Origin of the sequence: Demequina litorisediminis, assembly GCF_030161615.1 — a bacterium.
Taxonomy (GTDB): domain Bacteria; phylum Actinomycetota; class Actinomycetes; order Actinomycetales; family Demequinaceae; genus Demequina; species Demequina litorisediminis.
Window position 1 is genome coordinate 1 of the sequence record NZ_BSUN01000008.1, and the last position, 1,654, is coordinate 1,654.

Consider the following 1,654-nt stretch of genomic DNA (forward strand, 5'->3'; position numbering starts at 1 on the left):
CTAAGTGTAAAATTTATTGAGGTTTCCTCTAGACGAATAAAAAAGAAACCGTTACTCTATTCATTGGGCTGACAGGCACTAATGAATAAAGGCGGTTTCTTATGGATTCTATTGTAACAGATTTAGTGGAAGTAATGAAGAAGGAAAGAAATTTTTTAGCAAGAGAAAGAGCCATGATGATTTTTTTGCGCAACTGATAGCGACAATCACCCAACTAGCTTTTCAAACGCTCGATGAAGAAATTTGTGCCCAATGGAAGAAAGAAGGCTTTCGCGTCGATCGCAAAAGCGAAAGAACCATCACCTTTTTGTTTGGCACGGTGACCTATGTTCGTCGCCGAATGAAAAATCAAGCCAATGACATTCGTTATCCCTTAGATGAATTTCTAGGGATTCGAAAAGGCATTCGTTACAGTTCGCTTGTCCTGCGCAATGTCTCTCAATTAGGCAGTATGATGGTCTATCGTCATGTTTCTCAAGCGATCGATTGTTTGACATCTTGGCGTATGAGTCATCAAAACGTGCAACAATTGGTGGTTAAAACGGGAGAGTTAATCCAAGCCAAAAGCACGCATGAAAGTCGTTATGACGGGATTATCACCAAGAAAAAAGTGCCTTATTTATATCTGGAAGGAGATGGCGTAAAGATCAACGGACAAAAGAAACAATCTCTTGAAGTCCATCGTTTTCAAGTGTGCGAAGGAGCCAGAAAGTCGGGAACCGCTCGGAGATGATCGCCCCGCACTTTGTGAGTCATCTGAATCGGAAAAAGCGTATAAAGAAATGATGGCCTATCTTCAAGCCTATTATGATTTAAGTCATACCGTTGTCATTTCCAATAGTGACGGCGGTTCAGGCTATGAAAAGGCCGTGTTTGATGAACTGGCTTTAGGTTGTTTGCGTCATGAACACTTCCGTGATCGTTACCATGTCCATCGGAAGATGAAAGAAAGAATGGCTTTTGTTCCTCAACTCCAACATCGAATGATACGAGCGATTGCACATTATGATTGGCAAGAGGTCCAGCTTGTTTTAGATACCTCGGAAAGCTTGATTGAAGAAAAGGAAGCCGAGGCTTTAGAACATTTACGTTTGCTGCATCACTATCTTCAAAGAAGTTGGCCTTATTTAAAATCATTGAAAGCACGAGGAATCAGGGATCCCCAAGCATGTATTGGCACGATCGAAAGTACCCATCGAAAAATCACCTATCGCATGAAGCGCCAAGGTCGTTTATGGACAAAAACCGGGGCCCAAGCCATGATTCGTGTCATAGATAGTTTAAGAAACCAAGAATTTGAAGGTTGGTTGAACCAATACGAAGCCCTTCCGGACGACGTCGTCGCTCAAGAAAAGCGTTGGCAAGCTATGAAACGCTGGGTACAGAAAAAACCTCATTTTCAAGCTCATGAAGGTGCGTTTAAAGGGCAAATGGGCGAAGGAAAAGCGAAAAGTGCCCCTTTAGGCCAATTCGCCAAAGGATTAAACCAATTAATAATGACCCCGAATTATCTCTAATAAAAACTTGTTTTTGTTAGAGATAATGAGGGCAAACCGAACGAAAGTGAGGTTGAAAATAACTTCGTGTCTGCCCCAAAAGACGGTTTTTTTATTCAACCTCAATAAACTTGACACATACTCGTAATTTTATAATC

At 41.5% G+C, this 1,654-nt stretch carries 2 protein-coding genes; both read left to right on the forward strand.

Annotated features, from left to right (window positions below):
* Nucleotides 1-241 precede the first annotated feature (241 nt).
* Nucleotides 242-733, forward strand: a complete 492-nt coding sequence (locus QQK48_RS18465) for a UPF0236 family transposase-like protein (RefSeq protein ID WP_284329609.1) — start codon at nucleotides 242-244, stop codon at nucleotides 731-733.
* Nucleotides 672-1,517 (forward strand): ISLre2 family transposase, encoded by an 846-nt coding sequence (locus QQK48_RS18470; RefSeq protein WP_284329608.1) that lies wholly within the window; start codon nucleotides 672-674, stop codon nucleotides 1,515-1,517. Before QQK48_RS18465 ends, QQK48_RS18470 begins: the two co-directional genes overlap by 62 nt.
* Nucleotides 1,518-1,654 lie beyond the last annotated feature (137 nt).